Source organism: Bradyrhizobium sp. USDA3010 (assembly GCF_056429065.1).
On sequence record NZ_JBWJZD010000097.1, the window covers coordinates 1 to 5,365 of the forward strand.

10 protein-coding genes are annotated in these 5,365 nt (G+C 60.0%); 3 read left to right on the plus strand and 7 right to left on the minus strand.

The window, feature by feature from the left end; translation table 11 throughout:
- Window positions 1-199: 199 nt before the first annotated feature.
- Both AC066Y_RS42770 and AC066Y_RS42775 read left to right on the plus strand, forming a co-directional pair.
- Entirely contained in the window at window positions 200-442 is a 243-nt protein-coding gene (locus AC066Y_RS42770; protein WP_478279078.1) for a hypothetical protein, read from the plus strand.
- Window positions 443-592: 150 nt separating this feature from the next.
- The gene (locus tag AC066Y_RS42775) at window positions 593-892 is read left to right on the plus strand and encodes a hypothetical protein (protein ID WP_478279079.1); all 300 of its coding nucleotides are present in this window, start codon (window positions 593-595) and stop codon (window positions 890-892) included.
- A 103-nt stretch (window positions 893-995) separates the two neighbouring features.
- Here the strand turns inward: AC066Y_RS42775 and AC066Y_RS42780 are convergent, their stop codons facing one another.
- The 6 genes from AC066Y_RS42780 to AC066Y_RS42805 all read right to left on the minus strand — a co-directional run bounded on the left by AC066Y_RS42780 (window position 996) and on the right by AC066Y_RS42805 (window position 3,687).
- Complete coding sequence (locus tag AC066Y_RS42780; RefSeq protein WP_478279080.1) at window positions 996-1,175, minus strand: hypothetical protein; 180 nt, start codon at window positions 1,173-1,175, stop codon at window positions 996-998.
- Window positions 1,176-1,270: 95 nt separating this feature from the next.
- On the minus strand, window positions 1,271-1,564 hold the full coding sequence (locus tag AC066Y_RS42785; RefSeq protein ID WP_478279081.1) for a hypothetical protein: 294 nt from the start codon (window positions 1,562-1,564) through the stop codon (window positions 1,271-1,273).
- A gap of 16 nt (window positions 1,565-1,580) precedes the next feature.
- Window positions 1,581-1,877 carry a hypothetical protein gene (locus AC066Y_RS42790; protein ID WP_478279082.1) on the minus strand — a complete coding sequence of 99 codons (297 nt, stop codon included), beginning with the start codon at window positions 1,875-1,877 and terminating at the stop codon, window positions 1,581-1,583.
- Between the two features lie 59 nt (window positions 1,878-1,936).
- The gene (locus tag AC066Y_RS42795) at window positions 1,937-2,272 is read right to left on the minus strand and encodes a peptidoglycan-binding domain-containing protein (RefSeq protein ID WP_478279083.1); all 336 of its coding nucleotides are present in this window, start codon (window positions 2,270-2,272) and stop codon (window positions 1,937-1,939) included.
- A 26-nt stretch (window positions 2,273-2,298) separates the two neighbouring features.
- The gene (locus AC066Y_RS42800) at window positions 2,299-3,342 is read right to left on the minus strand and encodes a glycosyltransferase family 4 protein (protein ID WP_478279084.1); all 1,044 of its coding nucleotides are present in this window, start codon (window positions 3,340-3,342) and stop codon (window positions 2,299-2,301) included.
- A 9-nt stretch (window positions 3,343-3,351) separates the two neighbouring features.
- Entirely contained in the window at window positions 3,352-3,687 is a 336-nt protein-coding gene (locus AC066Y_RS42805; protein ID WP_478279085.1) for a hypothetical protein, read from the minus strand.
- A gap of 380 nt (window positions 3,688-4,067) precedes the next feature.
- On the opposite strand from AC066Y_RS42805, the gene AC066Y_RS42810 reads away from it, so the two are divergent.
- A complete protein-coding gene (locus tag AC066Y_RS42810) occupies window positions 4,068-4,490 on the plus strand; it encodes a hypothetical protein (protein WP_478279086.1) in 423 nt (140 codons plus the stop codon).
- 662 nt (window positions 4,491-5,152) lie between these two features.
- Here AC066Y_RS42810 and AC066Y_RS42815 read toward each other — a convergent pair.
- Window positions 5,153-5,365: hypothetical protein (locus AC066Y_RS42815; protein WP_478279087.1), on the minus strand; the 213-nt coding region annotated here is incomplete at its 5' end.

Here is a 5,365-nt window from a genome sequence, read left to right on the forward strand (position 1 = left end):
GGTCATGGCGGGCGTGGTGTTCGCGGCTGAAGGTGATGGGGTTGGCTTTGCAACCGAATCCTACGCCGCATCAGCGCTTTACACCACGCTCGCCAGCCTCTCAGGCGCCTCTGACGAATAAGACGGGTTAATTCAGGTAATAGACGGAAACTTAGCGGTCAGAAAAAATGTGGTGGGGCGTATCCGTGAGGAAAATGCCATGGGATCAGTGTTTCAGCCGGAGCTAATCGAGCTGATGAGAGCAGTCCTCGACGAGGCTGCCGCGACGCTTCCGCAATCGAAGCGCACATCGACGATGATGGCCGACATGGCTTCGCAAATTCTTGCTCGCGCCGCCAAGGGCGAGCGAGACCCGCACGCACTAAAAATGGCTGCTCTGCTCGCCCCGGTCGAGCGTTCCCGCTATTCGCACGACATGTCACCCGAGCGGCGTGAGGTGTGAGAAAGCCAGAGCGGAAGCCGGCCCGGTCAGACCAGGGCGTTTGCGCGCAGCGCGCCGGATCTCGGTCGCGAGATCCCACTCCTCCTGGACATTTGCGTCCGCCGCGATCGCGGCCTTGACCGCTTGATAGCGCTCGCAGGAACCGCTGCGTTGGTCATCGTGATGATCCTGTTTTATGGAACTGAGAGGAGGAACGAGCCTTCAGGGCGGTCGTTAGATGGCCAGCGAGCGCAGAAAGAAGCGATGACACCTGAAGAATACAGGGAGCGTTCCGAGCACTACGGGCGGGCCAAGGTGACGGCCTCCGACAACTTCACGCGCCGCTTTCTGGCGGCAATGGAGCAGAGCTACCGCGTCCTGGCCGACAGTGAGGAAGCCTTCGAGAAGTTGCAAAACCAACCGATGGTTTGGACCGACAGGAGCCCAACGGGTCGCCGTGGTGAGGCTTAAGTTGAAAAAGCGAAACGATCGCCAGCGGTGCGAGCGCAATAGAGATCATCCTGCGATAGCGACGCAATCCGGATGCGTGCCGAACAACCCTGTTCTGGTCGCCTTACTTCGTCTCTGGAGGGCTCGGCTTGGGCAGGCCATATTGCTCTGCCCGCTTCTCCGCCATCTTTCGGTACGCTGCAGCCTGGTTTAAGAGCTGTGCTTTGAACGCTTCGTTGTGCTCCGAGGCCGCGAGTTTCTCAAACTCAAGGGCGCGCTCCAAATACTCAGTGAGCATCTTCATGACAGCGGACTCAGCGGCTTTCAGGATCGAACCTGACAATCAGCCGATGATTCGCCTTCGGAGCCCGGCCTGTCAATTACATCGACGGCACGTCGTCATTCGAATCGAGCCCCCGCGGCTAAAATTCGGCCATTTGCCGCCCATTTGCCCCGCAGGCCCGATCGGACCAGGGCGTTTGCGCGAATGAGAAGCTGGTTGACTTGTGCGTCGGTGAGGCCAACGATCGCAATCATGTGTTGAACCAGGGGATCAGCGCGCCGGATCTGGGTCGCGAGATCCCACTCCTCCTGGACATTTGCGTCCGCCGCGATCGCGGCCTTGACCGCCGCCCATGTGCCGAGCTCGTCAAAGGCCCGCTTCGGGCCAAGCTTGGTGCAGGAGGCCGGCACCGGCGCCGGATGGACCTCATTCAGCGCCCACCTGCCCGAGCTTCGCTAGATGATTGTTGGCAGCTTCCTCAGGCGTTGCGGATGCTCTTTCCTGGAGAGCAAAGTATATGAACCGCTCAATTGCTCGATCACAATTGAAGTTGATGAAGGTCACTTTGCCATGGGTGGGATCACGCCACGCCCAGTTCGTCCTGCGCTTGTCGCGGCGGTTGCCGGGACGCTCATCATCTTCGCTTGCTGTCCCTGACGATTTGCAGCCTATGCCGTGTCGCGCCTTAGCGCGCCGCGTCGATCCCGGAATGATCGAGATCACGACGGCGGGCCGCGACGAAAGCTTCTCGAGGAACGGCCCTGCGACATCCCTGTCCGCTATTAGTTCATGGTCACCGGACGACCGTCCGCAGCCAGCTTTCCCCAAACGTCCGCATTTACGACATCTGAAATAGGCAGCCGCTGCGCCTCTTCGTAAGCTCGCAGCACCTTTTTCGCGTTTTCGCCGAACCTGCCGTCGATCTTGCCCGGCGAGAAATGCGCTCGATCCAACAACACCTGCAGCCGAACTCCGGCCGGCGTCGGCTCGTTTGACAGCGACGTTGCCGACGGCTTAGCAACATTGATCGCGTCGGCCTTCGTTTCGGCGCCAAGAGAGGGACCAGCGATCACCGAAACGACCAGTGCCGCGCAGTACATCGTTCGATTGAACCGCATTCCTTGCTCCTCTCACCTCGCCGAAATCATGCCGCACGGCCGGCCGTACCCGCGGTGAGCCTGCGGTATAGGGCTTCGTAATCTCGCGCCATCCGGCTTGCCGAGAACCTCTCTTCGAACCTGACGCGAACCTTTCGCCGGTCGAGGCGTGGCAGTTCACGGATGGCCTGGACTGCCTCCTCCTCATTATCGACGATAAACCCCGTCAGGCCGTCCTCGATCACTTCGGGTACCGAGCCTGATCCATAAGCGATCACCGGCGTTCCGCATGCCATCGCCTCGATCATCACCAAGCCGAAGGGCTCGGGCCAATCGATCGGAAATAACAGCGCAGCGGCACCTGCGAGAAACGGCTGCTTCCCGGCCTCGTCAACCTCACCGATGAGTTGGACTCTTTCACCGTCGACATGAGGCGCGAGACGTTTCTTGAAGTAACCGGTTTCGCCCCTCGGAATCTTGGCGGCTATGCGCAAAGGCATGCCCGCGGCGCGCGCGATCCTGATGGCGTCCTCCGGCCCCTTTTCCGCCGTCAGGCGCCCCAGAAAGGCGAGGTATGATCCTGATTCCGACGAAGGACAAAATTGACTGACCGGCAGACCGTGCTGGACGGTGGCGATCCAGTTCGCGTGCGGCAGCGGCTGGCGCTGCTGACCGGAGATCGAGACGAAAGGCGCGTCGCTGAATGCACTGATGACCTCCGACAATCCAGGCAAGTCCAGCCGTCCGTGCATCGTGGTGAGGTACGGCACACCCAAGCGGCCGAGCAGCGGAAGCGGCAGCCAATCGATGTGAGAATGAATGACGTCGAAATGGGATGCACTTTTGGCGATGGACTCCAGCAACACGGCGCAGGCGGCGTTCGGATCGACGCCCTTCCGTCCTAACCGAAGCGCCCGGGGCCAGACCGGCTCTAGCGCTCCTTTTGTTTGAGAATCAGCGCTTGCGAACAGCGTGACGTCGTGCCCAAGCGCCACCAGTTCGTCGACCAGCCAGGCGACGACACGTTCGGTGCCACCGTAGAGCTTCGGCGGGACGCTTTCGGCCAATGGAGCAAGCTGTGCGATCCGCATTTCTGTCCCTTAGCCGAAAAGCGCACCCCGCGCCGAAATGACGGCCGCAGAGGCGGCATGCGACGCGGCGAGCAATGTCCAATCTGGGCGGGCGATCTCGGAAGCCATCCGGCAGACAAGCGTCTCCATCCGCCTCAGCATTTCTCGCCTGGAAGCCGCCGTAGATAGGCGAATACCAAGGCCGGTCAACTCCTCGGAGTTACCGCAATGCGCTTCCCACTTCCCTTGCAGCGGACGCTCAAGCAGGCAGAGACGATGATCCCCGTCGAGCACGCCCGGATGTGTGGCGCGGTAGACGGACCACGCGGTATCGATCGCCGTCCTCAGCAGGGGTCCGTCTGTCATTCTCACGCTTCTGGCCTCGAAAATCGTTCGACGCCAACTCGGCTTGATTGCGAAAGTTTCTACTTTTTCCCGAAGCGATCCATGGCGGCTACCCGTGGCTCGAGATCAGAGGTTGGTCAACGCCGATACCCTTTGCCTTGAGCGTGATCGGAAGAAGGTTGAAGCGAAGCTGAGCGCCAAACCTACGTCGGCCCGCCCTTCCAGTGTTAGGGCAAATCACCGCACTGCAGGATATTACAACGAGACGGTGTCAGGCGCCTTGGATACTCGGGGAGGACGAACGCGGCTTCCAGGTGATTGAGCCAATGGCTTCTTCATCTGCGGCATAGGAAATGATCATGCCGAAGCGAGTTGTGGAGTGGGACTTTAGGAGGAAGCTCATGAGAAAATATACCATTGCGCTGCTCGTTGCGGGCGTTGCGGCGGCCGGTCCGATGACGGTTGAACGCGCCAGCGCCCAGCACCAGAACAGTGAGGCCGACAAGGGCGTGAAGACGCTCAATTCCGGTGAGTCCGGGTACGTAGGAGACCAGAATAATCCTGGAGCGGCCGCAACACCTCTGGGACGTCCGGGCGCAGCAACCAACTCGGCTGGAGTCAGCAACGCTCCTAGCGCGCGAAATTCCGACACCGGCATAGTCGGCTCGCCAGGAAACAAGAACGGGCCTGCGCCGGGCCAAGGCACCTTAGGCTCGACTCCTCAGAACGAGCACGTGCAGCAGCAGGGATCCTCCGAACGTGAAAGGGTTGCCCGGCAACAAGAGCGGGCCGCCTGTGAAGCGCTAACGGCTGCGACGTTTTAGCGAGGGCTACCCCGACGATCGACCGGGGCGGCTTTGGGGCGAGGTGATCGACTTCGCGAAGGGCGTCTGGCTAGCACCCGCGGCGTTCATTCCGAGCTTGTACTGGAGTTGAGCAAGTTTCTCGCTCGTCTGCGCTCATCTGTGCGGGTTGGAAGGTGCAAACCAAGCCTCTCGGCCCGGTCATAAATGGAGTCGATCGGGCGCCTTAGTGCGACGGCAATGCGGTTAGCACTCGCTCGCGCAGCGATCATAGCTTTCAGTCGTTCGATTTCTTCGTCTGTCCACCTTCGATAGCGCATCTCGTTTTAATCGTTCGTGGACGGGCACGTTCCCCACCGCGCTGCTCTTTTCTATGAAGATAACCTATGTGAATCAGCGTGGTAATATTGCCACGTTTGGGCAATGTCGCGACAAGAGACTCCCGTTCTCGCTTGCCTCACCTCTGGATTCAGTGTGCGATCAGATTGACCAATCTCGACTGACGCGGGACTGGCCATGTGGCCCCAGCAATCGCCCCCTGGGCCTCCAAGGGTTGCTGGGGCCGCTCACAAGGCCCGATTGTTGCACCATATAAACCAGGCATTCCAGTGACGGCACCGCCAACCTATTCTGTCTTCGTCGTCGAAGACGAGACGATGATAAGGATGATGGTCGTGGAAATGCTAGAGGAGCTCGGTCATACCGTCGCGGCCGAAGCCGCTCACTTCGAACAAGCGCTTGATCTGGCAAGGAGTAGTGAGTTCAACCTTGTGAACCTCCTCCGAATGAGTGGACACCTGTAGTAGGCTCATTGAGCGCGGAGGTGTCGAATGGAACGTCAACGTCGGTCGTTTACCGAGGAGTACAAGCGGCAAGCCGTTGAGCTGGTGGTGTCG